This window comes from Maridesulfovibrio sp. FT414, from assembly GCF_050916235.1.
Classification (GTDB): domain Bacteria; phylum Desulfobacterota; class Desulfovibrionia; order Desulfovibrionales; family Desulfovibrionaceae; genus Maridesulfovibrio.
In genome coordinates this window covers 4,007,109-4,033,258 of record NZ_CP104854.1, presented here as the reverse complement: position 1 = coordinate 4,033,258, position 26,150 = coordinate 4,007,109, and the positions used below count along the sequence as shown (strand labels likewise).

The following is a 26,150-nucleotide window of genomic DNA, read 5'->3' as shown; positions in this document are numbered from 1 at the left end:
GGTTATCTGTCGTTTATCAAGACCGGATCGGATTTAGCCGGTGCGACCTGCTGCAACGCAGACCGTGCTTCAGCCAGCCTGCTTTTAAGCAAAAGATTCTCAAGGAATTGAGTCAAATACTCTGATACCATAAACAGAAAATCCTTCAAGTCCTCATCAATCCGCTTTGAATTTTCATGGGCAAAAACCAGAACTCCTCTGGTTTTACGCTGAAAAACAAGGGGAAGGCATATCACGCTTAAAAAATCCCTTGTAGTTGCACTTGCTCCCAAAAGACTGGTTGCAGCCTGTGCTGTCCCATTTTCTTCAATAAATATGGGCTCATTGTTCTTGTACACCCAACCGACCAACCCACTTCCAAGCGGATACCTAACTGATTTTGAATCTCCACGATGCAGAATGGGCTGACTCTCCCCTTCAACATAGAAAGAAGCCCCACGCTGATCGATGACAGTAAGAAAAGCGTGTGAAAAGCCGCTTGCACCAGCCGTCATACCAAGCAGGTTATCCAGAAAGGAATTCCACTTGGGCTGCCTTTTGCGAAGATCATGCAGCAGCTTGAGGGTCATGAAATAATCATTCTTCTTCCCTTCGGCATCAACCGAACGGATACACGAAAGCATCGAAGTAATCATTTTCCCGAACTGGGAAAGAATCTTCAGATCCTTAGTGCTGAAGGAATAGGTCCGCTTGCTGTCCAGACAGATGGCCCCCATGGACTGTTCAAGAGGTGTACCCATGAATGCCTTGACTTTAGCCTCTTCTTTGGTCGTGTAATATCCGAGCGTAGTTGACCCTTTTCTATCCATGTTATTGATAAAAAGAGGTTCATTCTTACCGATCACAATCCCTGCAAGGCTTTTTTTCTGTAAAGGCGCCCCTGTCGGGGAAACATCATCTCCAAGACTGAAATAATTGGCCAGTGCATACCCGTGCTGCCCGTCCGGAAGATACAGAACGACCGTATGCGCTTCGAAAACATTACAGACAATGCTTAAGATATTTATAAGTATCTCATTTCTGGGCATATTCTATTTTGTCCTGCACTCAATAAAATAATCAATATTCCGGTTATATGTTTTTTCCTCTTCAGGAGTGAAGAAACAGGCCGGGAGCTGATCCTTACCGCGATGATATGCCACACATGCGCAACAGTTTCCACGTCTGGAACAATTTGAATAAGTACAGGGGCAGTCGTCTTTGCCAGTGGCCTGGCGGGCACAAATACTGTCACTCATATATGTAATTCCTCGTCTAATCTTTTCTTGGATTTATCTTTTTTCACAAATTGGAAATCCGTATCATTCTTATTTCAAAGAAGCTTGACGGTCAACACGTAGACCATTTGAGTCGAGTTATTTTTCTCCTCAGCTCCCTGCTCTCCCCAAGACCTCAACTACAGGAAATGCCTATAAAATGTCAGCAGGATACGTTTTTAGAGATCTCGGCATCCAATCATTCCTTTTTACACAAAATCAGCTCATATTCTATACAAAATCTAGAAAAATTGTATTGTAATTAATTGCAGTTCGGGATAACCATCTATATAATATAATAACGACAAAATGTCTTGGCGGTCCGGTCGGGGGACCAGCTTTAAATAGGCATGAAACGGGTGAATATATGTGGCAGGATGCTTTTTCCCAATACACAGGAGAAACCTGTGATCCGGAAGCCAAAGACCGTAATGAGATATACGACCTCAACTCTCTCGACGGTTTGAGGTGCTATCTTGACCATATGCACATAAAAAACTGCCTTCTGCGACCCTACTTTGAGCAGAAAAAGCAGTATCCTCTGGTAGAACCCCGCGAACTTCTGCCTTCATTTGAGGTGGACCTGTACGAATATAAACGATTGCCAGGCTTCAGCATGGTTGCTCTGGAGAGGCCGCTTAATTTTTTTCAGGAAATATTCCAGTTCGACATCCTTCACAGCCCCAGACTCCTTGACGACACCGCAACCAAAGACGCCTGTCCGCTTTTCGAATCAATCCGTAAGACAAATATCGAAACATTTGAAAGCCGCCTGCCCAAAAGGTCTCACAAAGATTTTCTGCACGAATACGGCAACACGGACATTTCCGACATCGAAAACTACGGCAAAATAATGCCCTATCTGCTGGAAATAGAACGGGCTCATGTAATGGCTCAGGACAAGACCGGCCGATTCTATCTTTCCGGCATTTTCGGGTCATTTCCTTCAGACCTGGACACCGAACTCAAACGTTTCGGAATCCAGATCGGTAAGTTCAAACCCGGCGACAACCTGCTCTACGAGTACAACAGGCTGTTTGTTTACAACTATCTTATGGAACTTCACGGCTTCCCCATTGTATCGGAACGTCGCACCTCTTCTGCCCTGTTCGCCAGACGACTTTTCCGCATGGGAGAGAAATTCATGGTCCGTGTTCTGGGTCAGTCCGACAGAACCATTACTTCTCTTTTTTATCATCCTCAGGCCAAGTACTACCCCAGAGTGGAAAAGATTGCTCTGGTACAGGTCAGCCCGGACAACACCGAAACTATTGCCGACATGAAGAAAGGCGGTTTCTTTGTTGATGAGAAAAACCGTGTTGTCATCCTCAAGGTCAAATACCGCCAACACAAATTCAACCTTGAGAATATTCGCGAAGACCGAGCCCTTTCCGTTTACAAGCAGGAAGTAATCCACCCCATCACCGGAGAATGTACTTACAGATTTAATGTCATAAAGGATGCCTCAAGCATGACCATCCTGCTTAACGACATTGTTCGCGGCGAGTATAACGGCTCCATCGTTTACAAACGAAACGAAATCATTCAGGACACGGACACTCACGAAAAACGGCTCAAGTTCCTCTTTGCATGGCTCTCAAAGCACCAGCGCAGGATTATCGGGTATTCCGACGAATTCTATTCGAGCGTTGTAAAAGTTCTGGACAGCTACCTGCTTGCCCCGAACAACTACGAACCTTTCAATGAAATGACCGACCTTTATCAGGAGGTCTGGTCCAAATACAGCTTCATCCAGCAGGCCCGTAAACTTAAAACCCTTGAAGACCTCAAGGAAAGGAAGTATCGGGGTAAAACAATTTCATATCTTGAGATGCTGCAAATCATGACGGGAATCATGAATGATCTTAAATTTGAAATTGTAAACTATTTTGATAAATTGGTTGAAACAACCCTGAAGATTGGCGACAGGGTTCTCAACGATTCGTATCTAAGACGTAACTATATTATTAAACATGATGACGAATTGACAGATTACGGACTGAAAATAAAAAAGCTCTATGGAAGACTCGTGGTGATACTTGATGAATTCAGGTCCATCCGCAAAAGTCGATCCCTATATGAAGACGGGATCAGCGTGAGCGGACTGGTTTAAAAATTGTGAGGGCGTTATCAGACAAGATAATGCCCTCAAATATATGGGAGAAAAAATGTCAGAACTGCGCACAACCCCTCTTACCGAATGGCACCGTGAAAACGGAGCCAAACTTGTTCCCTTTGCAGGATTTGAAATGCCGGTCCAGTACAAGGGAATCATCGTCGAACACAAGCATACCCGTGAACAGGTAGGCGTATTCGACATCAGCCATATGGGCGAATTCAAGCTTTCCGGCAAGGGAGCCAAAGATGCCCTGAACAAAATCGTTACCCAGAATCTCGACACCCTTGCTCCGGGAAAATGCCGCTACGGCTTCCTGCCTAATGAAAAAGGTGGGGTTCTTGACGACCTCATTATCTACTGCCTTGCAGAAGACTCCTACATGCTGGTTGTAAATGGCGCGTGCGAGGAAAGCGACTTCAACTGGATTTCCTCACATCTTCCAGCTGGCCTTGAGTTTGATAATATTTCCTATGAAACCGCAAAAATCGACCTGCAGGGCCCTCTGGCACTAGATGTCCTTGAATCAGTTTTCGGACGTAATTTCAAGCACCTCAAATACTTCAACTTTGAAGAAACTGCGTTCGACGGCTACAAACTGATTGTCAGCCGTACCGGTTACACCGGCGAACTGGGGTATGAATTCTATCTACCCTCCGACAAGGCTCAATCCCTGTGGGAAAAGCTCGTAGCAGATGCACGGGTGGAACCGATCGGACTCGGAGCACGTGACACCCTGCGTCTCGAGTGCGGATACCCTCTCTACGGACAGGATCTCGATACTGAGCACACCCCCCGTGAAGGCGGTTACGGATTCCTGTTGCCGGCAGACGCATACACTGAAGTAAAAGAACTGCTCATCCCTCTGACCATCCAAGGGCGCCGCTCTGCCCGTCATGGCGACAAGGTTCTTCTGGACGGAAAGGAAGTAGGTGTAGTCACCAGCGGCTCTTTCTCCCCTACTCTCGGATATTCCATCGCACTGGCTTACGTAGCTGCAGAGGCCGCAGATGCAAATGCGTTCGTAGTCCAATGTGCACGCGCCAGCCTTGATGCAAGCAAGACGGAACTGCCTTTCTACAAGGAAGGAACTGCTCGCAAAAAACTGGACTAATTCTGACCTGAGATCAGACAGCCCCCGTTTTCAGGCTAGGAACGGGGGCTGTTTTCCAGTGCCGACATGAAACCGGAGACGAGCATGAAGAACGCAATTATCTCTACATCCCTCGCAATCATTTTGATTACCCTCTCCAGTCCGGCACACTCCGGCTTCATTCCTTACGGCAGAATTTTTAAATCAGCACAGGACGAGCGTTCATACAGAACTCAGGCTCAGGACAGCCGGATTCAGCTCGAATTACGCAAGGCACTTCTGCTGGATAGTCCTGCGAGTCTGATGCAAGTGAGCTGTTATGTCTATTTAGGACATGGATTTCTCATCGGAGAGGTAGAGAATGATGAGATGCGCGATGATCTGATAAAAAAGGCTCAGACCGTAAGCACTCTTTCAGGGATCAGCTATTTCCTGCCCAACAAAGTCAAGACCGGAGAAGATGGGCCGTCTGCACTTGAAATCAAGTTGAAGGGCATGCTTGAGCCAGACTACCCTTCTTCCAAAGTAACCGTAAAGGTTGTTCAAGGTACTGTTGTTGTGCTCGGAATTCTCAATCAGGAAGAACAGCAACAGGTATGCAGCAAAATCAGTGAAATGGCAGGATCAGACAAGATTATCAATTTCATGCAGATACCATCGCCGGAAACAAGTAAAACCAGACGAGTGCAACCATTGCGCAGACTATTTAATTGAGCATTCACACACAGTTACAACTGCCTTCTTGCCAAATCCGATTGACTTTACGGCCTTCGACAGATAATTAGCATCTCATGTCTCTGCTTTAAACAAAATATAGACCTTCGACTCTAACGCTGCACGAGATCACTATAGAGAAAATACGTGGCAGCCTTTCGAACTAATATTCATTAAAAGGATATTAAGGTTTTGTTATGTTTAAAGCACTTGAAAAAATTACTGCACGTCCCCTCCCCTTTGAAGTTTATTCTGCATCAGACCTTTGGACCGACCCCCATATAGCACAGCAGATGCTCATGTATCATCTTAACCCCGATGTTGATGCTGCATCGCGTAATTCCGAATTCATAGCCAGATCAAGCCAGTGGATTATTGATCACTTTGAGCTTGGCATAGGCAGAAAAACAGCTGATTTCGGCTGTGGTCCCGGACTCTACACAACCGCCTTTGCGCAGGCAGGCGCTGATGTTACCGGTATTGATTTTTCCTCCAACTCCATCGCATATGCAAAAGAAGTTGCAAGGAAAGCATCACTATCAATAAACTACATCAACGAGAACTACCTGACATTCAATTCCAGTGATAAGTTTGACCTGATCACCATGATCATGTGCGATTTCTGTGTATTAAGTCCGGAGCAACGCGGAATAATGCTCCATAAATTCTATTCCATGCTTGCTCCGGGCGGAGCAGTCCTGCTTGATGTTTACTCACTTGAAGCCTTTAGATCCATCAGCGAAAAATCAACCTTTGCCAAAAATCTTATGAACGGATTCTGGTCTGCCGATCCATACTACGGTTTCTTAAACAGATTTAAATACGAAGCTGAAAAAATCGTTTTGGATAAATATACTATTGTTGAATCTTCACGTACCCGGGAAGTTTTCAACTGGCTTCAATATTTCAATCCGGCAGGGCTGGCAGATGAATTCAGCAGAATAGGCTTCAAAAGTCTGGAATTCTACTCAGATGTCTCTGGTTCCTTGTTCCAAACCGAAAGCAATGAATTTGCAATCATAGCACGCAACTAGCTGATTTATATAGCTTGAGGCATCAAAATTAAATTTTGATGCCTCATTTCCATGCCCGGCGCCCTTTATTATGTCTCACTTGCAACAATTATATCTATTACAAACACAGCTGTTCATCACAATTTAGTTTAGTTGTATTATTTCAGATAGTTGCTTAAAAATACTAAAAAACACGTTTTCCACTATCATCCCGCCTTTCATCTTCTAAGTACATTCAGTCACAGCAAACACATTTAACATTAAAAACTTAAAAAACAGCAAGTTAAATTACATCACTACTATTGTGCAAACTCAGACATAATTAAGATTGTGTCATTCACCTCGCAAGCAGTATTTTTTTTCACTCTGAGGCTTGCATGTATAGTTTATCTTCAGAAAATGAAAAAGCGGCTCACACTATCATCAAATGCGTCTGAGTCACAACACGGGAAATCATTTTCTGCTGAGTATCAAGGCTGATTGGGAAAACGTTAACCTTATTTTGTAGAACTGGTCAGAAATGAAAAGCTCTGAAAAATCTGCTGGGGAAACGTTATTTCAACTGCCCTTCAACGGTCTGGGCATTTCTTTGGAAGCATGTGCCGAAGAAGCCGGGAAAATGAAGCCGGAATACGGCGAGGTATTCACTTCTTGCCCCCCGGTCATGGAGACCTCGGTCGAACATACTTTCGTCTCCGTCTCAGGATATGATCTGCTTCTGACCCTTGGGCGTGAAATTCGTGGAAGATAACTAAACAAAATTTTAGGAGCGATGATGAGAATTAATCGTAGAGATTTTGTAAAACTGACGACTGCTGCGGCTGCAGGCATCGCTGCGGTCCCGGTGTTCGGGGGGCTCGGGAAGGCCTTCGCTAACACTGCTGAGGAACGGGCCAAACAGCTCAGTCCCAAGTGGACCAAGCAGACCACATCAGTTTGCGCATTCTGCTCTGTAGGCTGCGGACTTCTGGTCAACACCTCCCTTGAAACAAAGAGAGCGGTCAACGTCGAGGGTAACCCCGACCACCCCATTAACGAAGGGGCTCTCTGCGCCAAGGGAGCTGCCACTATTCAAATGACCGAAAACCCCAAACGTCCTGGAAAATTTCTGTACCGCGCTCCATTTAGCGAACAGTGGGAAGAGAAGGATTGGGATTTCTGTAAAAAACGCATCGCTCGTCTCATCAAAAAATCACGCGATGAGAGCTTTGAAACAAAGAATGCCAATGGACAGGTAGTTAACCGCACCATGGGCATAGCATCTCTCGGTTCAGCGGCATTGGATAACGAAGAATGTTATGCAATGCACACATTCATGAGATCACTCGGCCTGGTGTACGTAGAGCATCAGGCACGTATCTGACACAGCGCAACTGTTGCGGCTCTGGTAGAGTCGTTCGGACGCGGTGCGATGACCAACCACTGGAATGATCTTCAGAACAGTGACTGTATTTTAATCATGGGCAGTAACGCTGCCGAAAACCATCCCATTTCATTCAAATGGGCGGTGAAAGCCCAGAAACGTGGTGCAAAAATCATCCACGTTGACCCTCGCTTCACACGTACTTCCGCAAGATCCGATGCATACATTGCTCTGCGTTCGGGTACTGATATCGCTGTACTCGGCGGTATGATCAACTACATCATCAAGAACAAGCGTTATTTCCATCAGTACATGCTGGACTACACCAACGCTTCTTTCATAGTAGGCAAGGATTTCAACTTCAATGACGGCCTGTATTCCGGCTTTGACAGCAAAACCAACGCCTATGACAAATCCAAATGGGCTTTTGAACTGGACGACAAGGGCATACCCAAGCAGGACAAATCACTGCAGGATCCCAACTGTGTATTCCAGATCCTGAAAAAGCATTACTCTCGCTACACTCCCGAGAAAGTATCCTCCATCTCCGGTGTGTCTGTGAAAGATCTTGAAATGCTTTACGACACCTACACTGCCACCGGTAAACCGAACAAGGCCGGAACCATTATGTACGCCATGGGTTGGACCCAGCACACGGTTGGCGTACAGAACATCCGGGCCATGGCCATGATCCAGCTCATGCTGGGTAATATCGGTATTGCAGGCGGTGGTGTTAACGCACTGCGCGGCGAGTGTAACGTACAGGGCTCTACTGACTACGCACTGCTTTACCACATCCTGCCCGGCTACCTCAAAACTCCCCTGGCAGGACAGGACACTCTTGAGCAGTACAACAAGACTTATACCCCTGTAAGCAACGACCCTGAAAGTGCCAACTGGTGGCAGAACTATCCCAAGTATTCCGCCAGCCTTATCAAGGCCATGTACTCCGATGACACTCCGGACCAGGGCTATCAGTACCTTCCCCGCCTCGATAACCACAAGGCAAGCGTGTACTCCTGGATTCCGCTGATTGATCGTATGTATCAGGGAAAATTCACCGGCGGTCTTATCTGGGGTATGAACCCTGCCTGTTCAAGCTCCGATGCCAACAAGACCCGTAAGGCTATCTCCAAACTGGACTGGATGGTCAACGTCAACCTCTTCCAGTGCGAAACAAGCGATTTCTGGAAAGGCCCTGACATGGACCCCAAGAAAGTAAAGACCGAAACCTTCTTCATCCCCTGTGCCTCGGCTATCGAGAAAGAAGGTTCCGTTTCCAACTCCGGTCGCTGGATGCAGTGGCGTTACCAGGGCCCAGAGCCTTTCGGTGATGTTAAGACCGATGGTCACTACTTCCATGAAATATGGGAGGAACTCAAGGAACTCTATGAAAAGGAAGGCGGTGCGTACCCTGAACCCATCACCCGCCTGACCTTTGAGAACATGTGTGAAGCTGACGACAAAGGCCACATGCACTTCAGCGCACGCCAGACCGCCAAGCTCTGCAACGGCTGGTTCACCCGTGATGTTGAAATCAATGGCAAGAAGTTCAAGAAGGGACAGCAGGTTCCGAGCTTCGCATTCCTGCAGGCAGACGGTTCCACTACCTCCGGTAACTGGCTGTACTGCAACTCTGTAACAGATGACGGTAACAAATCCGAACGACACGACGCTACCCAGACCAAAGAACAGGCAAATATCGGCCTCTTCCCCAACTGGACATGGTGCTGGCCGGTAAACCGCCGCATCCTTTACAACAGAGCTTCCGTTGACCAGAAAGGACAACCTTGGAATCCCGAGAAGGCAGTTATCAAATGGGATGGCTCAAAGTGGATCGGTGATATACCCGACGGCGGCTGGAAACCCGGAACCAAACATCCGTTCATTATGCGTAAAAACGGTTACGGACAGCTCTACGGTCCCGGACTGGCTGACGGTCCCATGCCTGAATACTACGAACCGCTGGAATGTCCGGTCAAAGACCATCCTTTCTCCGGGACTCTGCACAACCCCACGGCTGTTCAGATCCAAGGAGAGGACAAGGCTGTCTGCGATCCGAGATATCCCTTTGTCGCAACAACCTACCGCATCACCGAGCACTGGCAGACCGGTTCCATGACCCGCTGGCAGTCATGGCTGGTAGAAGCCGAACCGCAGATGTTTGTTGAAATCAGCCCTGAGCTTGCCAAACTGCGCGGAATCAAAAACGGTGAAAAAGTTACCGTTGAGAGCGTTCGCGGTTCCCTGTGGGCAGTAGCCATGGTTACCGAACGTATTCAGCCGTACAACATCGGAGGATCCGAAGTTCACATGGTCGGTATGCCATGGCATTACGGCTGGGTAACTCCGGTCAACGGCGGAGACTCAGCGAACATTGTGACCCCGAACGTGGGAGATCCCAACACCGGTATCCCCGAGTACAAAGCCTTCATGGTCAATATTCGCAAGTGGAAGGAGGGTGATAACTAATGTCAGGTAAAAGCTTCTTCGTAGATCTCACCCTTTGTACCGCCTGCCGCGGTTGTCAGGTGGCCTGCAAGCAGTGGAAAAAGCTGCCCGCAGAGCAGACCCGCAACGTAGGGTCGCACCAGAACCCGCAGGATCTGTCCTTCAACACCATTCGCCTGGTTCGTTTCAGCGAAGCCCGCGATGAAAACGGCAAGTTCCAGTGGCTGTTCTTTCCTGAACAGTGCCGCCACTGCATTGAACCGCCCTGCAAGTACATCACAAACATGTACGCCCCCGGTGCGGTTGTGCAGGATCCCAAAACCGGCGCTGTGGTCATGACCGACAAGGCCGTGATCCGCAAGAACAAGCTGGAAAGCTGGGAACTCTGCCCTTACAACATTCCCCGTCAGGACAAGGTCACCGGACAATGGTCCAAGTGTGACATGTGCCTTGATCGTGTAGAAATGGGAATGCTTCCGGCATGTGTCCAGAGCTGTCCGACCGGCACCATGAACTTTGGTGACCGCGAAGATATGCTCAAACTGGCCAAGGAACGTCTTGCTGAAGTAAAGAAGACAAAACCGAACGCATACCTCGCCGATCCCGAGGATGTACGCGTGATCTACCTTTGCGAATCAAAGCCTGAAAACTACCATGAAACTCTGGTAGCCTCGGCTGAGCAGCGCAAGACAATCATGGCCAACCGGGCAACCACGCCCAAGCGTTCAAGACGCAGCTTCCTCACTGCCGCACTTGGACAGAAAAATGAAGCTTAGCAGGCAGGAGAAATAAGATGAAAAAATTATTGATCGCATGCCTGTGCTGCATGGGCATTATGTTTGTGGCACTGGGTGCAGTTGCCCAGGAAAAATACACCGCTCCTGATGATGACCTTGTCATTAATTTCATCAAGGGCAAAAGTGACCGTGATCTGGGCGTTGTCTTCAACCATTCCAGCCACGCTAACTATGAATGTGTTGACTGCCACCACAACATCAAAAAGGCGGGCAAACCCACAAGTTGTGCAACCTGTCACAATAACTTTGAACCAGTGCCGACCAAGGGGTACAAATCCTACTTCAAGGCAATGCACTTCAAGCGCAACAATACCAAACGTCCCTCCTGCCTCGGTTGCCATGTGAGGGAATTTGGTAATGACAAGGAAATGACCGGATGTGTCAACTCCGCATGTCACCCCGAAGGAATAAAGTAACAGAAAGAACAGTCTACATTCTAAGCAAGGACACAAGTCCGAGCACTCCACAAAAAACCCCGCTTCGGCGGGTTTTTTTGTGGAGCTATTTGCAGTGAATCAGTCATCAACAGGAACTTTTTTGACTATATTATCAATCCCACCCAAAACTTCAAGATACTGGGAAACCTGCTGAGTTATGTCTTTTTCGGATAGAGGCCATTTAGGACTGGAATGAGTGAAAGGAAAAACAATATACAAAGTATCTCCGCTAGGTACCCCCGCTCCGTTCCGGGGATTAACAGCGACGCCCCCTAATTGTTCAGCCAGGCGGATGGAAACCTCACCCAGATTAGCTTTTGCCGGTCCAATTTCAGCAACAATGAATGGTGCATACTTTTTGGTTTTATAATTATATGCAACACCAAAATCTCCAAGTGTCCCGGAACCCTTTATCTTAAAAAAATTACCCGGAAAAACAAGGTATGGCACTGTTCTGGCATCAACATATTTAGATACCTCTCTATTATCTTTATTCTTGTCCACAAGAGCTGTTTTCGAAACAAAAAAACCGGCGTATCTTCCTTCTTGCTGTACGTGAGCATCTGCACCGTTTTCTCCCACAGCAAGCACATTGCGCCACCATGATTTCCTTTTGTTTACATCTTTAGAATACCCTGCATTTGCCAGATAATCCAACCCCTTATTGTCTATATGATAAGCATTAGGGGCGCCGTCTGCACATACCTTCATCTCGTTGGTTTTAAAAAAGTACCCCATCGGCTCTTCTTTATTAACCCCAACAAAAACTAACTCCTGATTGTTGTACTTTCGCCAGTCTTCGAAATAAAGCTTCTGCCCGCTTCGGTCTGCACTCTCATCCAATTTAATTGATGAAGACTTAGGTGTAACGACCGGTTCAATTACAAACTCACAGTCTTTCTTAATTATCATTTTAAATTTATATGGATATTCGCTCACATACTTAACAAATGGGCACAAGGCATGTGCAGTGCAGCTTTTCCGAGAAACACCGGCCTCGAGTTCTGCTGCTAAAGAAAAATCCTTTATATCTTCACTCCCTATTTGGACAGTAAAGTTACCAGATGTATCAGACATTACAGTATAGGAAATCGGACATAAACCGGACACTGCGGGTTGTTTAGTATGATTGCATCCGGTAACCGAACTCAAAGCTAAAACTGCCACGCAAACAATTGCATAGAACTTCATAAAGGCCTCCTTTGATGTGATTCAAAAAATCATTATCAAAAGAAACGCGGACAATAAACACTTTAATATTTATAGAATCATTCGCGCATTGCCATCCGTTGAACCCCATCACACAAAACGCCCATCAGATTTCAATGATTCTGACTTCTCGGCATTCTCCTCCAGCCATCCAAACCTTGTAGCCGGGACCGCATCAAACTTTGCCACATAAGGTTTGATGTCGATCAAGGGAGTCTTATCCAGCACATCAACTCCTCGTATTTTGAGAACATTTCCTTCTATGGAGAGAAGTTCCACGGTAGACATGCCGATCATATTGGGCCTCCTAGGTGCCCTTGTTGAAAAAACGCCCCTTTCCTCTGTGTCCATGAACGGAGTAACTTTGAGACTGAATTCAGAATTACCATGAAAATGGTACAGAAGAATAATGTGGGAAAAACCGTCGAGGTCTTTCAAACCTTCTTCAAGAGGAGCATAAAGTTCAATATGCCCTTCAATATCTTTGGCTCCGGCAGGCTGAATAGGCATCCCTTCAGGTTTATCAAAAGGAGATCTGATATGGCCGATTGGGTGAAAAATTATTGCGTCCTTCTCTATTATAGACATAGCACCCTCTTCTTCTGGAATTCATAAAAGTAAAAACCCTTCTGCAAACAACCAGCAGAAGGGTTAAAATCATTATCTGGTAATCAGCAGAATATCCTGATGGTTCTTGGCCTGACGCCCGCACCATGTTCCGTACAAAATATCCTGGATCCTGAACCGATACCGATCAAAAATATTACGGACAAAATGCTCGTCATAACCTACAGCATCCATTGGATCTTTAGGATCGGCAGTATAAAAGATCCCGTATTTATGAAAATCGTGAACACTCTTACCGGTTTTCATCAGCTCACGGGACTCCTCATTGACGAGGAAAAAAGTCACGAAAATCCGGCCATTATCATTCAAAACACGATCAATTTCCTTTACGTAATTGAAGATATCATCCGGCATCATATGCGTAAAAACGGAATTGAGCATCACCAGATCAAAGCTGTTGTCTTCAAATGGAAAGACGAAATCAGCCGCAGTGGTCTTTGCGTATGGATTGTAGGTAGAGTTAAAAATATCTACAAGTTGGAAATTGAAATTAGGAAATTCCGGGGTAATATTCTCAGAACACCACTTAATTCCCACCGGAAAAGTGTCGAACCCCTCATATCCTCCATCTTCCGAAAGATATTCAAGCAGCGGAAAGGCCAGTCTGCCTATGCCACACCCGATATCAAGCACCATCTCATCTGGTGCAAGTCCGAGCCTGTCCCGACAGATACCGATCATCTTGTCACCGATCGCCCTGAAATTGCCTCCACCGAAACAGATATGCAGGTCTTCCGGCGGCTCTGAAATATTCGAAAAGTTGCGCATCAATCACCTACATCTGGTTGAGACAATCTTCACAGACCTCGCCATCTCCGCTTTCGGTTTTGACGCTGGCTGATTTTTCAAGAATCAGGTCTACTGTTTTTTCAAAACGATCGGCAGGAAGATAACCGCGAATAGACACACCGTTCACAATAAAAGTCGGTGTAGCGTTAAGACCGAACTCCTTCGCCTCTCGTTCATCGCTGAGCAGCCTTTCCTGCACCTCGGGGGATTCAAGCTTCTTCTGCAGCTTCGCGAGGTCTACACCGACCTGCGCAAGAATCTGGCCGAGGACAACTCCATCCTTATCCTTATAAAGTTCCTTCTGATGTTCGAAAGCGAGGTCATGAAATTTATATGCCTGTTCGACATCAATCATGGTCAGTGCCTCAAACACAGCTGCCAGTTCGCGGGAACGTTCATGCAATGGGAGATGTTTAAAGAGAAGTCTGTACTTTCCGGGATTATCTTCAACCAGCTTGCGTACGACTTTCGCACCTTTGCTGCAGTAAGGACAAAGGAAATCAGTATACTCAACAATAGTTACGGGTGCATCGGCCCTTCCCAGAGAAACACGTCCCGGCAACTCTACCGGCTTAAAAGGGTTACTGATTTCACTTTCGAACTGTGCTTCACGTTTGGCCTTTTCGCGGGCATCAATTCCCTGCTCAACAATTGTTAGCACATCCAAGCTGTTTTCACGCATAGCCTCAAGCACAATCTGCGGATTTTCACGAAGAACCTGTGCAATCTGATCTTTCAACATCTGTTTGTTGGCACAACCGCTAAAAAGAAAAACAACTGAAACAACAAGTAAGCTCTTTTTTAACATCCTGATTCCCGTATTGAATATCAAATTAATAAAAAAACCTCCATCAGGATCATCCGAGGAGGTTTTGTTCAACTCATAATAGACAGCAGGTCTTGCTATTCACCAAGTCCAGTCACATCGGAATATTGAGCGTCACGCTCATCAACCTTATCAACAAACTCGGACGAAATTAAATCCGGCTCCATTGTCGGAGCTGAAGGTCCACCAAACGGAGATGTAACAACATCGTATACTCCGGACACCATACGTCCTCCGCAATAAGCCAGTCCAACAAACAAACCACCCACATATCCGGCAGCCTGTTCTGCCGGTTCATTTGATTGCGTAGCAAGTTCAACCGGCTGATTAAAAACTTCAAGCGGCGCCGAAACTATATTGGTCATTCCTCTGCCCAGCTTGCGGGGAGCCCGGTCAGCATATGATTCTTCGCGTCCGACATAGTTGTTGGAGCTCATGGAGCAACCGCCCAGCAGCATGGAGGACAAAGTAACTGTAATAAAAAATATATTAAAAAATCTACGTGATCTGATCATTGTAACTCCTGTTAGCTCCAATATATGCCTCCGCCCTACTTCCATGTCAAGAATAAGCGTTGATTTGCAAGGCTTTTATACCTTTCTTGACCCTAAAACAGAAAAAGGCCGCCCCTCTAGGGGACAGCCTTTAATCTTATAATTCAATTATTACTACCAAGTCTTAGAGCGCTGCTTCTGCAGAGCTTCTTCCTGCTCCTCGTAGGTAGCAAAACCGGCATGATGCATGGCATCTTCTACGGTCTGGCTCCAATTCCAAGCGGAATAGATAACCGGTTTGTGGAAAGTTCCACGGAAGGTATCCATTTCCTGACGGTAGAAGTCTTCCTTGGGAGTGTCGATATTATCGCGAAGCTGCTCGTTAAGCCTTCTGATCTCTCCCTCGTACCAGTCTTCAAGGTCTTCAGGGGTCTTGTACTTCTTGATAATGTGGCTGTAGCCGTTCTCTTCCATAAGCTTGGCAAGGCGCTCGAAATGACGGGCTCTGATCCACTTGCCTAGTTCGCTGACCTTGATGTTTTCAGCCTCGACCGCAGCCATGTCCAACTTGGTCTGCAGGTAGGTATCCGGCACAACGGAAGCGGAAACAATACCGGCGATGCACACTACCCCGCGCAGGATGACACTGTTGGACACACCCTGCCCGCAGAACCCGATTTTCTTTCCGAACTTTTGACCGGTAAAGATGGTGGAGAGAATGGCCCAGACAACAGCCGGATCCTCTTCATCATAGATGTGCTGCAGCCTTGAGTTGTCACGGTCAGTCCCCAGAACCAGCTGGGTCATATCGTTGGAACCGATGGAGAATCCATCAACTTCCTTGATGAATTCCTTACTGAGCACAGCGTTACTCGGAATCTCGGCCATGAGAATCAGCTTGAGGCCGTCCCTACCGGATTCAAGGTTATGCACCTGCGAAAGGTAACGCTTCATGCTGCGTGCTTCCTCAATGGTCCTTACGAAGGGTAGCATGACGTGCAGATTCTTTCCGCCGAAGACACCACGGGCAAGCTTGAAGGCTTCAAGCTCCCAGTCATGAACGTTTCTTGAAACACCGCGATAACCGAGCATGGGGTTGTCTTCATGATGTTCGAAGAGAAGTCCGCCAAGCAGGTTGTGGTATTCGTTGGTCTTAAAATCGGTTGTCCGGTAGACAATATCCTTTCCGTAAAAGGCCATGGCAAAGAGAGCCAGCCCCTGCGACAGAGTCTGGATATAGTTTTCCTTACCGGAACGCAGACCTCGGGATCTGAGAATATCGGAAATGCGCTGCCTGAGGGTGGTGACTTCGTCCATCTCGGATTTAAGTCCCATCTTCAGGGCAACTTCTTCACGCAATGCTCTGATTTTTTCTATGTACTCAAGAACCACGGGGTTGTTTTTGGCTTTTTCGAGAACTTCAGGAAGTTCATCAAGTGATTCTGTGCGCTTATAGATGAATCTTGAATCAGAGTACTCATCGGCATGTACACCGATGACCGCCTTTACATGCTCCTCGATCTTGACTGAAGTCTTGAGGGTGTAAAGGCTCTCGGCGGCGTGTTCGAGATAATGGTCGAGCTTCTTATCCAGCTCACGCAGCTTGCGGTGCATGGCCAGAACTTCCTCGGTTCCGCGAGCGGTATTGGCGTTGGCCAGAGAATCCATCTCATCGGTCAGTCCGGTCAGCGCGCCAACGTACTCCCTGAGTTTAAGGTTCAAGGTGATCAGCCCGGAATCAAGCTGGGACTTCATCACCGTGGTCAAACGGGAATCAAGCTCATCAAGTTTCTTTTGGACCAGACGGTCAAGGTTGCCGTTGTCATACGCTTCAAGAGCAAGAGGATGCACGCCTACGTTAGCGAGCATGAATTCAGCGCGAAGCAGACCTACTTCGAAATCAGGAACCTCTCTCAGGCGGGAAAGGAACAGGGACTGCCCCACATCTGCCAGAATGAGACCGACCTTGGTCTTGGTCGCGGGAAGTTTTGCGGTATCAATAGTGCCACCCACCTGTTTTAGGGGCAGCAGGCCGCGGTAGACCTTACCGCGGGAACCGTCAACGGTAATTTCCTGTCCGTCAAGGGAACGCAGCACTTCAAGGCGCTGAATACCGATGATTGCAGGAATTCCCAGCTCACGGGAAGTGATCGCGGCATGGCTGGTATCTCCGCCGACGTCAGCAAGGATACCGGAGGCAATTCGCATACCGGGAACCATGTCTGGGTCAGTGCGTTCTGCAGCGAGAATATCACCCTTGTGAACCTTGTTCAGTTCAAGGGCGGAACGAAGATATTTTACGGTTCCCTGCCCGGCACCGCGGGATGCGCCGTTACCTTCGAGAATTACTTCAGCACCGATAAGCGCCTTGGCATCAACCTCGCGTCTGCGCATGAAAATGGAATGGGGATGCTGCTCAAATTCTTCATTCCAACGCGTTTCCGGACGAGCCTGAACAAACCAGAGTCTGTCGGCTGCATCCAGACAGAATTCCGTATCCATGATCATGCCGCCATAGGCCTTGCTGATGGACCTGACGCCTTTAGCTACTTCTTCAGCCTGGGCCAGAGAAAGTGCCCAGCGGTACACGGCACCGGACTGGACTTTCTCCACCTTGGTGCCGCCTTTTTCGCTATAGACGATCTTCTTGTCCTTACAGCCCATGTTACGAACTACAACTTCGGAACCATCGTCACGCTGGAACACGTAAAATTTATCGGGAGTGACCATACCGCCTACGACCGCCTCACCAAGACCGTAGCTGGCGTCAATGGAGACCAGATCATTGCGGGTAGTTCCGCGACATCCTGTTGCAGTGTCTGCACTAAAGGCGGTACCGGATATAACCGGGTTGATCATGCGCATTATGCAGACGGAAAGGGAGGTATTCTCAATTGCCCATTCTTTCTTGGCATTCTCGGCAATGGAGGTGTCACCGGTATTTTCAGCAAGGGTTACAGCGTCGAGAATGGCTTCACGACGATAGGTCATGCTGCGCAGGTTGTAGGCTGATGCACAGTCCCAGTGATAGGCTGTGGCGCAATTTTCCTCACCTACAATATTAAGATAAGTATCCTGGAGACCAGCAAAAGCCTTCTTGCGACTGTCCTCTCCGGCAGCAGAGGAACGAACGGCAACGGGTTCATTCTCAAGTCCTGCGTCCTTGCAGATGGAAAGATATGCATCCTTGACCGCTGTTTCGACCTCTTTAGGAAGAGAAACGGACAGGATGGCACTCTGGACCAGAACCGAACGCTTGCGCAACTGGTCGATACCTTCAGGGGAGGTTGCAAACCCTTCAACTACGTTATTGATGAATGTCCGGAGCTGGATCTGAGTTTCATCAGAATGTTTTCTGGCTTCTTCCCTGATCACATGGGCTATGGAACGAACAAATTTCTGAAGAAATTCACTGTCACTGTTTACCTCTTCACTGCTCCAGTCCACCGCGTTGTATTCACTGTCTACAACAGCCCTTACAACACTTGCATGAACTCTGGTTTCATCAAGGAGTTTGTGAAAAGCGATAGAAGAAATTGCCCTGAACTGGGGAGACCTGATACCTTCGACCTGGCTGATCAGTGCAGTATTGTAGTTTTTACCACCAACCAGCAGCTCAGCTTCCTCTCCGATTTCAACAATATCAGCACCGGTGAGAACCAGCTTGGTTTCAAGCTGTTTCTTATTCTGAGCTTTCTTGGGAGCTGCGACATCCGCCTTCTTAGCGGTGCCGGCTTCTTCCGTCTTACCAGCCATTGCTTCCTCCTTGCACATCATGAAGTTTACAGGCGGGCATTTTACCTGGCTGCCCGCCTGAATCAGATATCGATATTCTAAAAGAATCTATAAGAACAGTTGATAAATAGAGATAACACCCTGCCCAGAAAAAAGACAGGGGTCAGACAAAAAAGTCTATCCAAAGATTTTCCGGAAGAACTCCGGACCAAGTTTTCCACTTCCGGGAAAAAACAAGGCTGCTTCCCTGACAGCCTTGTCCCGTAGAAGAGCATTTCCTCAGCAAGCCGCGCATGTCAAGGAAAAATCAGGAGTTAGCAAGCAATGCAAGCTATAGGGGCATGACGGAACCGGAATAAACAGTATGTTTTTCTCCATCCTTTTCCACAACAAGTCCACCGTCTGAGCGGAGTCCGCAGATAACTCCACGGTCAACGCCTTCAGGGCCATCCACGATACGAACCTCTTCTCCGAACCAGACAAGTTGATCGGCCAGTTCATATATGAAGTTCTCCGCTTCCTGGGACTCGATGATTGCATCAAAGTTGTTGCGGAAGTACTTGATCATCTCAATCCATGTTTCAAGTGGACCGAGCTGCATATCATCGGTATTGATCTTACCGGCAGGTACGGCATGATCAGGACGAAGAAGCTCACGATCAGGAGCGTAGGCCAGATTAAGCCCGATTCCGACCATGATAACTCCATCCCGTTCCTCAATGAGTATGCCGCCTGCTTTCTTTCCATCAATGAGGATGTCGTTAGGCCACTTAAGCTGGATTTCTACTCCAAGGTCCTTAAGAGCCTTGCATACCAGATAACCGACAACCAGTGGAAGAATCCTGTTCCAGACCGGTCTGGGCTCACCGGGTTCCCCTGAATCCATAGCCGGCCATTTGATGGTGCCGTAGATATTCCCCGGAGGGGATATCCATTCCCGGCGAACCTGTCCGCGCCCGGTTTCCTGCTCCAGAGCAAGGACACTTCCCCACTCACCAAGAGCTTCCAGAGCATTAAGCCGCCATGCAACATCGAGACTTGAAACACACGATCCGCATATGGCTACCGGGATACCTTTTCTGGCACCGGAAAGCCATGTGGAATAGGTTCTGTACTCAGCATCATCCATGTTCCAGGGACTGAAACTTTCAATATCCCTGGCCCACAACGGATGCCCCTGAAAAAGCTGTTCAGGAGATGTTTGGGGCAGGGGGCTACCCTCTTTACCGCTTATAATTGTAATTCTGCTTATCATGTTTCACTTTCCCGTGTCAGATGTTTTGTTGGCAAGGGTCCACAAATCAATAATACACGATTTTTAAAATTTATACAGCGGTATACACAATTGAAACTCATTACAAGCAGTAATAATATTATTCTTCCGCGCCGGACTTGATCTCCCGGATCATCTCAATCAGTTCTTCCTGAACATCATCAATTTCGCTTTGGCTTATTGCGTCGGAAGATTTTGCATCTTTCATAATTGCATCCGCAATTTTCTTTGAAATAGACATCATTATCCGTTTTTTTGCCTCTTCTTCAGCTATAGCCAGCAGAATACCAAGTTTATAATAGCCAAGCCGCTTGAAAACCTCCTTGAGTGTTCCTATATCAACAAAGACGATATCCTCTACACCTTCAAGTTCATCAATGGACTTACGTTTACGCTTGGCTTCCTTGAAGTAACGATCCCCCTTCTTTTCAGCCCACTGTGCAGTGGCATCCTTGTGCAGAACGCATATATCCTCAGGAAATTCAGCTACCCCGACTTTTTTGTAGATCATTTCGGGGGTGGAATCGACCATGGCTGCAAAATCGTCAATATCCATATAGTCAGCTAGGCTGACCTTTCCTCCGAACTTATTTATATCTCCGGAAAGGTTTTCCGCAACAAAGAGGAAATTGTCCGGATCGGTAATAATGATATACGGCTGGTTGGCAATCTTGGTAGTTGAAACCATATTGAAGCCGATCGCGTTCTTCACAAACCTGCTGATTTCAGCCTTGGGCATGTTGGTGATATCGAGAAGCTCTTTGCTGAAATCATCGAAATTGATGCCCAGCGGGCGGTCATCCGGAGGGCTGGTTTCTATGATTCGGTGCTTGAGATGGAGCAACCGGCAAAAGGTCATCCATGAATTGTCGCTGCGGTTTTCAGAAACAGTCCTGTTTGAATTTGCAAGCCTGGAAGCCAGAATTCTGGTCAGGTGGAATACTGTTGGGTGGCTTTTTTTCAAAAGCAGCAGAAGCAGCTTGGCCGTAAGAATCATGACCGTACATTCTGAAGAAGCCTCGGCACCGGCAACCCTTGGGGCTTTGCATATGATAGCCATCTCACCGAAAATTTCACCGGGACCGAGAGTAGCAAGGACACTCTGTTTACCGTTAATATTCTTAATGATATTAACGGTTCCAGACTGAATCATAAAGGCAAGGTTCCCCTTCTCCCCCTCACGGAAAATAACGTCACCCTTGTTGAAAGTCTTGGATAAAGGTTTCTGGGCACTCATTTCCCTTCTCCTTTCCGCAAGTCTGTCCATAATTTCATCCTAGCCTACACCTTTAAGTTTTCTGACGGTATCAAACAGTTCATCACAGCACTCGAGAACTTCGGGATCTGACATGGAACGATCTCTCGGCGGCTCGCTGAGCAGAATGCTCGCCATTTTGCGTCCGATGTTGCGTTTGATTTTTTCCTTGTTCTGACTGTCTCCTGCGGAGAAAAGAACCGAAATCTTATAAAAATCCAGCCCTTTCAAGGCTTCAGCAAGGGCCGCATTGTCAATGTAGATAAGGTCATCAGCATTTTCCAGATCTTCAAGAGCCTTGCGCGGACGCTTGAACTTCTTGAAGAACCCGTCCTCCTTATCCTTACTCCACTCAATTGCCTTTTCACGGTTGAAGAACAGCAGATTCTCCGGCATCTCCTCCTTAATCAATTTTTTATAGATCAGTTCAGGAGTTGTTCCTGTTTTCTGGGCAAGGTCGGCAAAACTCATGTAATTCATGCGATATTCGACATTGGCACCAATCTCCTTCATCTGCTTGTAGAGTCCCCGCAAAGAAGGCATGAACTGCTGGATATTGTTTATAAAGATATACCTTTCGACAAAAGCGCTCTTGTCCCCTTTCTTAGGCGTCTTAAGGTCAATCAGGCGCAGCTTGTAGACATTGTCAAGGAAGGCTTCAATTTCAAGGGAGGAGAACATGGTCAGTCCCTTTACCGTATCGGTAAAGGACTTCACCGAAAGACCGAGATCATAATTTTCAATTTTTGAACGCTTGTTTTTGGGAGTATATGCGTACTCCTTATAAGCAAGATTCAGCATTGTTGCCAATGAAATGAAGGAATCGCTTCTCTCCAGCCCGGAGGACTTGCCGTCGGTAGCAACCACTCGCTTGGCAAGCAGTTCCACTATCTTTTTAACAGTTCCCGGCGAAGCATCCAGAAGCTTGTTCATAAGTTCTTCGGTAAGAACCACAAGTTCGCAGAAGCTGGAGGCTTCGGCATAGGCTGTTCGCTTCTGATCGGTAAGCAGAGCCATTTCCCCGAAGATGTCACCACGGCGCAATGTCGCAAGCACAGTTTTCTTACTCTCCACCTTACGGTAGATATCTACCGTTCCGGTTTTGATCATGTAGGCGACCTTGCTTTCCTGACCTTCTGCGAAAATAACTTTGCCTTTGTGAAAAGTACGAATACTCGGTGAAGTTCTCGGAATCATAACCATATCTTAATTTGTTTTAATATTTGATCAACAATGGAATGACCTTACACACTTCTGCGGGCTTTGACAAAAGAAACAACCTTTCTGACAGCAAGCGGAAACAGTCCAAGTATCGCAAATGAGATTATCAGACCGGGCTGTGCTATGCCGGAAAGGGAATCAATTTTTCCCAGTTCTTTTCCGGCATTAACATAAACCATAGTCCCCGGAAGCATCCCGATCTGCGATATCCAGTAAAATGTCCTGAGCCGCATGGAAGTCAGACCCATAACCAGATTTATCACAACAAAAGGAATAGCCGGAATAAGACGCATGGAAAAGAGGTAGAAACCTCCCTCCTCGGCTATTCCACGGTTCACTTTTTCCAGCCTGTCTCCAAACTTCCGTTGCACATAATCACGGAAAAGGTATCGGGAAAAAAAGCAGGCCAATGTGGCCCCTATCGTGCTTGCAAAAGAGATGGCAATTACACCCACGGTAAAACCGAACAGAGCTCCCCCTGCCAGCCCAAGCACAGCAGCTCCCGGAAGGTTGACTCCGACAACAAGCACATAGAGAAGAAAAAAGGCAAACACACTCAAAAAAGGATTCTGAGCATAAAAGAGTTGAAATTCCTGCCTTGAATTCTTCAGGTACTCTAGAGTAAAGAACCTATCCAAATCAAACGCAAAGAACATGACAATAATCGAGACAAGCAGGCCCAGCAGCAAAATTTTATTTTTCATTTTGCGTAAGTTATCATTAACGATAAAATTAGCAAGAACCTCATACAGTTTCAAATAAATATAATCAAAAGAACGAACATGCTAAGATCAAAAAACAACCTGAAAATCATGCTCGTCGGCGGAGCTGTCAGGGATATGCTGCTTGGCCTTAAGCCCAATGATAGAGACTATCTTATTGCATCTGGCTCCGCAGAAGATTTCCTGAGCGAGTTTCCTGAGGCACGCCCCGTGGGAAAATCGTACGAAATATTTTTTATGAAAGGTCTGGAATTTTCCATGCCTAGAATGACAGGCCGATCTGTGGATGAAACAATAGATCTTGATCTCCAGGCACGCGACTTCACGGTAAACAGTTTTGCCCTTGACGAGGAAGGAAATCTGTATGCCCACCCAGATGGTCTTAAAGACCTCTACGCAAAAAGACTTCGTCCCTGCTTTGGCAGAACGTTCAGTGAAGACCCGCTGCGGGTTTTCCGGGCGGCCGTATTCATGGCCAGATTTCCCGATTTCACACCTCATGACGACCTTCTGGAAGGCATGAAAGAAGCAGCACATAAAGGCTGGCTGACGACAATTGCGCCTGACCGGGTGGGTGTAGAACTGCGCAAAGGGCTGAGCGCTCAACGGCCCGGTAATTTCCTGCGCATGCTCATGGAAACAGACTGCCTTGATCACTGGTTCGCTGAATTTAAGAACGCAGACAGCATTCCGGCTGGCCCACCGCAATATCACGACAAGTCAGTTGCTGGACATATTGCCGAAATAATGGATCGGGTGGCAGGAGATTCCCTTACATGCTGGATGGCCATGTGTCATGATCTTGGAAAGCTCCTGACGCCGGAACACAAACTGCCGTCCCACCACAGCCATGACAAAGCCGGATCAATCCCGGCCAGAAATCTCGGAGAAAGACTGTTTCTGCCGACTAGATTCATCCGTGCGGGGGAAACAGCCGCCATTCTGCACATGAAAGCTGGGAATTACAATGAGCTCAGGCCGGGAACCAAAGTAGACCTGCTGATGAAGCTTCACATCTGTGGCCTGCTGGAAAACATGCGTGAACTGTGCCGGGCCGACCGCGGCGAAGATGTGCTTCAGGATGCATCAAAAGATCTGGCAGAGATACTCAAGGTATCCCTGCCAGCCAAAGACCGAAATCTGGGAGAAAAATCAGGGGAAATACTGCGCAGCCTACGAGCCTCACGGCTGAAATGCTTTCGCCGGGGCCGAGTCTGGCAGAATATATTAAAATAAATACTTGTACTCTTCAGCGATCTTATCAGTACGATTCATCAGTGCGGAGGCCGCACTCTCAACATTGCGCTGACTGACCAGCCCCAACTCCTCCGCAAGATAGAAAGGAACAACATCCTGACTTTCGGCAAAAGTCCAGACCACGGCGTAAACCGAACCAATTTCGGGACGCTCAGAGAACTCGCTGCGGGAAACGACCTTTATCCTCACCCCTTTCTCACTCTTGTCAGCAAATTTAAAAAGAACTGATTTCCTAAAGTTCTCCTTTAACTTCAGAGCAAGAGTGCCACCAAGTTCGTCATTTCCAAGATGCTCAACAACAACCGGAATACCAGCTGCCTCCTGCTTTACTTCCGGAACAGCCACCGTCTGCTTGGGTTTGGAATCAGGAACAGCCTTCTGGTCCTGCGCAACAGCAGCAGAAGACAGAACAAGAGTCAAAATCAATCCGCAAAACAGCGTCACCAGTCTTCTTGAATTCATAACAGCTCCTTATTTCACACTTTCCTTTAGTTCCTTGAGCAAAGCCTTAACACGATCCTTTTCGCTGGAATAGGTAATCGAACAGAATTCAGAAATATACGAACTGATTTCCTTCTTATGAGGAAGATCCGGAAATTCCGGAAATTCGATGTCCTTTATAGTAATCACCTTGAATGCCATCTCGTCATCAATCGCTTTACACATCGGCCCTACACAGCCGGCAATATTCTCTTTCTGTAGTTCAGTGGGGTCGAGGGATTTGGTAAAATGGAGAACATCGGAAGCAGTGACGTTGCGGTTCACCTTCTCGATTTTGATATTGATCTCCTCTGCCATACTGAAGAAATCTTCACGGTTGGCAGTACGGACCTTGCGCCCGTTTCCGTCGTCCCTGTAGATTCCATGCATATAGTCGGTAATACGGTAGGAAAGAAGCTCATATGCTATGGTAAACCACTTTATATACTCACCTTTTGACGTAAATGAAAAAGACGGGGATTCATTTGGTACGGCACACTCCACCCCCTGAGGATAATGAAAATGATCGCGACTTATACCGGCAGATATCCAGAAATCGTCAAACTCCTTTCGCCCGAGGCAAATTTTTTCCAGCAGAACGCAAGCCCTGAAAATACTGTAAAGCTTCGCATGAAGCTGTTCAGAAACCTCATGAAAAAACTCCAGCGCTTCATCCACATCCACTCGGGCTCCGAAAAAGGAGTCAGCCATCTCGCTCAGGACTTCATCCGTTAAAGCATCAGATAAATCTTTAAAGTCAGCCATAAAATTCCTTCAAATCCCAATGACAGGGAATTTTATTCTGAAAAAATATTTTTTCAGCTTTTTCCTTTTATTTATCAAGGTTCATGAACAAAAACATCGTCAAACCTTGAATGAATTCATTAATTAAACTTGAGAGTGCCATATAATTGAATTATACGCTATGGGCACGAGTATCATCTGAAAATCGACTGAAAGTGATTACTCAGGGATTACAGCGCATTGAATTACCTGCTCAAATTAACTGCGCTTTTTGACAA

The 26,150-nt window shown here is 47.1% G+C and carries 23 protein-coding genes; 9 read left to right on the top strand and 14 right to left on the bottom strand.

Translation table 11 applies throughout. The features are described 5' to 3' along the window. Positions 1 to 2: 2 nt before the first annotated feature. Together N7E73_RS17875 and N7E73_RS17870 are read right to left on the bottom strand one after the other, a co-directional pair. Positions 3 to 1,028: a GAF domain-containing protein gene (locus tag N7E73_RS17875; RefSeq protein ID WP_432736289.1), complete on the bottom strand. Its 1,026-nt coding sequence runs from the start codon at positions 1,026 to 1,028 to the stop codon at positions 3 to 5. A 3-nt stretch (positions 1,029 to 1,031) separates the two neighbouring features. Then, positions 1,032 to 1,238 (bottom strand): DUF6485 family protein, encoded by a 207-nt coding sequence (locus N7E73_RS17870; protein ID WP_432736288.1) that lies wholly within the window; start codon positions 1,236 to 1,238, stop codon positions 1,032 to 1,034. Between the two features lie 385 nt (positions 1,239 to 1,623). Between N7E73_RS17870 and N7E73_RS17865 the strand changes: the two genes are divergently transcribed. The 8 genes from N7E73_RS17865 (at position 1,624) to N7E73_RS17830 (ending at position 11,219) form a co-directional block, all read left to right on the top strand. Then, complete coding sequence (locus N7E73_RS17865; protein WP_432736287.1) at positions 1,624 to 3,369, top strand: hypothetical protein; 1,746 nt, start codon at positions 1,624 to 1,626, stop codon at positions 3,367 to 3,369. A gap of 55 nt (positions 3,370 to 3,424) precedes the next feature. Then, a complete protein-coding gene (gene gcvT / locus N7E73_RS17860; protein ID WP_432736286.1) occupies positions 3,425 to 4,486 on the top strand; it encodes a glycine cleavage system aminomethyltransferase GcvT in 1,062 nt (353 codons plus the stop codon). A gap of 84 nt (positions 4,487 to 4,570) precedes the next feature. Further along, complete coding sequence (locus N7E73_RS17855; protein WP_432736285.1) at positions 4,571 to 5,179, top strand: BON domain-containing protein; 609 nt, start codon at positions 4,571 to 4,573, stop codon at positions 5,177 to 5,179. Positions 5,180 to 5,376: 197 nt separating this feature from the next. Then, positions 5,377 to 6,213 (top strand): class I SAM-dependent methyltransferase, encoded by an 837-nt coding sequence (locus N7E73_RS17850; protein ID WP_432736284.1) that lies wholly within the window; start codon positions 5,377 to 5,379, stop codon positions 6,211 to 6,213. Between the two features lie 499 nt (positions 6,214 to 6,712). Next, positions 6,713 to 6,943, top strand: coding sequence for a hypothetical protein (locus N7E73_RS17845; protein ID WP_432736283.1), 231 nt, complete (start codon positions 6,713 to 6,715; stop codon positions 6,941 to 6,943). Positions 6,944 to 6,967: 24 nt separating this feature from the next. Then, entirely contained in the window at positions 6,968 to 10,027 is a 3,060-nt protein-coding gene (gene fdnG / locus N7E73_RS17840) for a formate dehydrogenase-N subunit alpha (protein ID WP_432736282.1), read from the top strand. Then, on the top strand, positions 10,027 to 10,782 hold the full coding sequence (locus N7E73_RS17835) for a 4Fe-4S dicluster domain-containing protein (RefSeq protein ID WP_432736281.1): 756 nt from the start codon (positions 10,027 to 10,029) through the stop codon (positions 10,780 to 10,782). The genes fdnG and N7E73_RS17835 overlap by 1 nt, the downstream gene beginning before the upstream one ends. Positions 10,783 to 10,799: 17 nt before the next feature. Further along, the gene (locus N7E73_RS17830) at positions 10,800 to 11,219 is read left to right on the top strand and encodes a cytochrome c3 family protein (RefSeq protein WP_432736280.1); all 420 of its coding nucleotides are present in this window, start codon (positions 10,800 to 10,802) and stop codon (positions 11,217 to 11,219) included. 99 nt (positions 11,220 to 11,318) lie between these two features. On the opposite strand, the gene N7E73_RS17825 is transcribed toward N7E73_RS17830, so the two are convergent. From N7E73_RS17825 to N7E73_RS17780, 10 genes are all read right to left on the bottom strand, one after another. Then, entirely contained in the window at positions 11,319 to 12,431 is a 1,113-nt protein-coding gene (locus N7E73_RS17825; RefSeq protein ID WP_432736279.1) for a hypothetical protein, read from the bottom strand. Positions 12,432 to 12,539: 108 nt separating this feature from the next. Further along, positions 12,540 to 13,037, bottom strand: coding sequence for a tRNA (N6-threonylcarbamoyladenosine(37)-N6)-methyltransferase TrmO (tsaA, locus tag N7E73_RS17820; protein ID WP_432736278.1), 498 nt, complete (start codon positions 13,035 to 13,037; stop codon positions 12,540 to 12,542). Positions 13,038 to 13,109: 72 nt separating this feature from the next. Then, complete coding sequence (locus N7E73_RS17815) at positions 13,110 to 13,844, bottom strand: methyltransferase domain-containing protein (protein ID WP_432736277.1); 735 nt, start codon at positions 13,842 to 13,844, stop codon at positions 13,110 to 13,112. 7 nt (positions 13,845 to 13,851) lie between these two features. Then, positions 13,852 to 14,673 carry a DsbA family protein gene (locus N7E73_RS17810; RefSeq protein ID WP_432736276.1) on the bottom strand — a complete coding sequence of 274 codons (822 nt, stop codon included), beginning with the start codon at positions 14,671 to 14,673 and terminating at the stop codon, positions 13,852 to 13,854. 95 nt (positions 14,674 to 14,768) lie between these two features. Next, positions 14,769 to 15,206, bottom strand: coding sequence for an exosortase system-associated protein, TIGR04073 family (locus N7E73_RS17805; RefSeq protein ID WP_432736275.1), 438 nt, complete (start codon positions 15,204 to 15,206; stop codon positions 14,769 to 14,771). Between the two features lie 153 nt (positions 15,207 to 15,359). Continuing rightward, entirely contained in the window at positions 15,360 to 18,941 is a 3,582-nt protein-coding gene (locus N7E73_RS17800) for a PEP/pyruvate-binding domain-containing protein (protein ID WP_432736274.1), read from the bottom strand. A 310-nt stretch (positions 18,942 to 19,251) separates the two neighbouring features. Continuing rightward, the gene (locus tag N7E73_RS17795) at positions 19,252 to 20,175 is read right to left on the bottom strand and encodes a biotin--[acetyl-CoA-carboxylase] ligase (RefSeq protein WP_432736273.1); all 924 of its coding nucleotides are present in this window, start codon (positions 20,173 to 20,175) and stop codon (positions 19,252 to 19,254) included. A 118-nt stretch (positions 20,176 to 20,293) separates the two neighbouring features. Further along, entirely contained in the window at positions 20,294 to 21,460 is a 1,167-nt protein-coding gene (locus N7E73_RS17790; protein ID WP_432736272.1) for a cyclic nucleotide-binding domain-containing protein, read from the bottom strand. Positions 21,461 to 21,469: 9 nt separating this feature from the next. Next, positions 21,470 to 22,645: a cyclic nucleotide-binding domain-containing protein gene (locus N7E73_RS17785; protein ID WP_432736271.1), complete on the bottom strand. Its 1,176-nt coding sequence runs from the start codon at positions 22,643 to 22,645 to the stop codon at positions 21,470 to 21,472. Positions 22,646 to 22,692: 47 nt separating this feature from the next. Further along, the gene (locus N7E73_RS17780; RefSeq protein ID WP_432736269.1) at positions 22,693 to 23,373 is read right to left on the bottom strand and encodes a TVP38/TMEM64 family protein; all 681 of its coding nucleotides are present in this window, start codon (positions 23,371 to 23,373) and stop codon (positions 22,693 to 22,695) included. A 78-nt stretch (positions 23,374 to 23,451) separates the two neighbouring features. On the opposite strand from N7E73_RS17780, the gene N7E73_RS17775 reads away from it, so the two are divergent. Continuing rightward, positions 23,452 to 24,627 (top strand): polynucleotide adenylyltransferase, encoded by a 1,176-nt coding sequence (locus N7E73_RS17775; protein WP_432736268.1) that lies wholly within the window; start codon positions 23,452 to 23,454, stop codon positions 24,625 to 24,627. Here the strand turns inward: N7E73_RS17775 and N7E73_RS17770 are convergent. Continuing rightward, the gene (locus N7E73_RS17770; protein ID WP_432736267.1) at positions 24,619 to 25,110 is read right to left on the bottom strand and encodes a hypothetical protein; all 492 of its coding nucleotides are present in this window, start codon (positions 25,108 to 25,110) and stop codon (positions 24,619 to 24,621) included. The two genes, N7E73_RS17775 and N7E73_RS17770, sit on opposite strands and share 9 nt — an antisense overlap. 9 nt (positions 25,111 to 25,119) lie before the next feature. Beyond that, positions 25,120 to 25,893 (bottom strand): hypothetical protein, encoded by a 774-nt coding sequence (locus N7E73_RS17765; RefSeq protein ID WP_432736266.1) that lies wholly within the window; start codon positions 25,891 to 25,893, stop codon positions 25,120 to 25,122. Positions 25,894 to 26,150 lie beyond the last annotated feature (257 nt).

What these genes read in the sequence shown, in the direction of transcription:
- N7E73_RS17875 (WP_432736289.1), bottom strand. Translation starts at nt 1,028, where the DNA reads ATGCCCAGAAATGAGATACTTATAAATATCTTAAGCATTGTCTGTAAT.
- N7E73_RS17870 (WP_432736288.1), bottom strand. Translation starts at nt 1,238, where the DNA reads ATGAGTGACAGTATTTGTGCCCGCCAGGCCACTGGCAAAGACGACTGC.
- N7E73_RS17865 (WP_432736287.1), top strand. Translation starts at nt 1,624, where the DNA reads ATGTGGCAGGATGCTTTTTCCCAATACACAGGAGAAACCTGTGATCCG.
- gcvT (WP_432736286.1), top strand. Translation starts at nt 3,425, where the DNA reads ATGTCAGAACTGCGCACAACCCCTCTTACCGAATGGCACCGTGAAAAC.
- N7E73_RS17855 (WP_432736285.1), top strand. Translation starts at nt 4,571, where the DNA reads ATGAAGAACGCAATTATCTCTACATCCCTCGCAATCATTTTGATTACC.
- N7E73_RS17850 (WP_432736284.1), top strand. Translation starts at nt 5,377, where the DNA reads ATGTTTAAAGCACTTGAAAAAATTACTGCACGTCCCCTCCCCTTTGAA.
- N7E73_RS17845 (WP_432736283.1), top strand. Translation starts at nt 6,713, where the DNA reads ATGAAAAGCTCTGAAAAATCTGCTGGGGAAACGTTATTTCAACTGCCC.
- N7E73_RS17835 (WP_432736281.1), top strand. Translation starts at nt 10,027, where the DNA reads ATGTCAGGTAAAAGCTTCTTCGTAGATCTCACCCTTTGTACCGCCTGC.
- N7E73_RS17830 (WP_432736280.1), top strand. Translation starts at nt 10,800, where the DNA reads ATGAAAAAATTATTGATCGCATGCCTGTGCTGCATGGGCATTATGTTT.
- N7E73_RS17825 (WP_432736279.1), bottom strand. Translation starts at nt 12,431, where the DNA reads ATGAAGTTCTATGCAATTGTTTGCGTGGCAGTTTTAGCTTTGAGTTCG.
- tsaA (WP_432736278.1), bottom strand. Translation starts at nt 13,037, where the DNA reads ATGTCTATAATAGAGAAGGACGCAATAATTTTTCACCCAATCGGCCAT.
- N7E73_RS17815 (WP_432736277.1), bottom strand. Translation starts at nt 13,844, where the DNA reads ATGCGCAACTTTTCGAATATTTCAGAGCCGCCGGAAGACCTGCATATC.
- N7E73_RS17810 (WP_432736276.1), bottom strand. Translation starts at nt 14,673, where the DNA reads ATGTTAAAAAAGAGCTTACTTGTTGTTTCAGTTGTTTTTCTTTTTAGC.
- N7E73_RS17805 (WP_432736275.1), bottom strand. Translation starts at nt 15,206, where the DNA reads ATGATCAGATCACGTAGATTTTTTAATATATTTTTTATTACAGTTACT.
- N7E73_RS17800 (WP_432736274.1), bottom strand. Translation starts at nt 18,941, where the DNA reads ATGGCTGGTAAGACGGAAGAAGCCGGCACCGCTAAGAAGGCGGATGTC.
- N7E73_RS17795 (WP_432736273.1), bottom strand. Translation starts at nt 20,175, where the DNA reads ATGATAAGCAGAATTACAATTATAAGCGGTAAAGAGGGTAGCCCCCTG.
- N7E73_RS17790 (WP_432736272.1), bottom strand. Translation starts at nt 21,460, where the DNA reads ATGGACAGACTTGCGGAAAGGAGAAGGGAAATGAGTGCCCAGAAACCT.
- N7E73_RS17785 (WP_432736271.1), bottom strand. Translation starts at nt 22,645, where the DNA reads ATGATTCCGAGAACTTCACCGAGTATTCGTACTTTTCACAAAGGCAAA.
- N7E73_RS17780 (WP_432736269.1), bottom strand. Translation starts at nt 23,373, where the DNA reads ATGAAAAATAAAATTTTGCTGCTGGGCCTGCTTGTCTCGATTATTGTC.
- N7E73_RS17775 (WP_432736268.1), top strand. Translation starts at nt 23,452, where the DNA reads ATGCTAAGATCAAAAAACAACCTGAAAATCATGCTCGTCGGCGGAGCT.
- N7E73_RS17770 (WP_432736267.1), bottom strand. Translation starts at nt 25,110, where the DNA reads ATGAATTCAAGAAGACTGGTGACGCTGTTTTGCGGATTGATTTTGACT.
- N7E73_RS17765 (WP_432736266.1), bottom strand. Translation starts at nt 25,893, where the DNA reads ATGGCTGACTTTAAAGATTTATCTGATGCTTTAACGGATGAAGTCCTG.